This window comes from Vibrio sp. YT-19(2023) (assembly GCF_033337395.1).
The window spans coordinates 1-685 of the sequence record NZ_JAWOQN010000530.1; the positions used below are offsets into that span (position 1 = coordinate 1).

Annotated in this window: 1 protein-coding gene and 1 pseudogene; both read left to right on the plus strand. The window is 46.6% G+C overall.

Annotated elements, in window-relative coordinates:
* Positions 1-247 (plus strand): annotated as a pseudogene (locus R7E78_RS26925) (chemotaxis protein); the annotation flags it as partial.
* A 113-nt stretch (positions 248-360) separates the two neighbouring features.
* Positions 361-685, plus strand: a 325-nt coding sequence (locus R7E78_RS26930) for a UPF0758 domain-containing protein (RefSeq protein WP_318058716.1), incomplete at its 3' end; no start/stop codon positions are given.

Genomic DNA, 685 nt, shown 5'->3' on the forward strand with positions numbered 1-685 from the left:
ACTGATTCAACAGTCTTTGTCTGGTGTCCACCATTCTATTGGTACAATTCGAGATATGGGAATTCAAACCGCATCAGCGGCAGAAGAACAAAGTGCGGTGGCGGAAGACATCAACCAGAACTTGGTGGCGATTCAACAGATCGTCAACAACATCAATGACACCTTGCAACACGCAGAAACGATCAGCACTCAGTTGTCACAATCCGGCACGGAAATTCACGATCTGGTCGGCAACTTTAAACTCTGATGAACCATTAAATTGCACATAAAATCAGTGTGGAACGAAGAAAGCGAAAGTCACCCTCGACTTTCGCTTTCTGTTTTGTGGAATAGGGATTCTTATCTTCAAAGAGAGTTCCGATGATACTCAAAGCTTTGCCAAATGAGTCGATGCCACGAGAGAAACTTCTGCAACGTGGGCCGCAGGCGTTAACCGATGCCGAATTACTGGCGATATTCCTCCGTACGGGCACGCAAGGCATGAACGTGATTGAGTTGGCCGATTTCCTTATTCAAGATTTTGGTTCGCTTAGGCAGTTGTTCTCCGCTTCAGAACAGGAGTTTTGTCAGCATAAAGGGTTAGGGCAGGCCAAATATGTGCAATTGCAAGCGGTGTTAGAAATGACTCAGCGATATTTCGCGGAAAACCTCAAGCGTGGCGACGCCTTAACCAGCCCTGAACAAA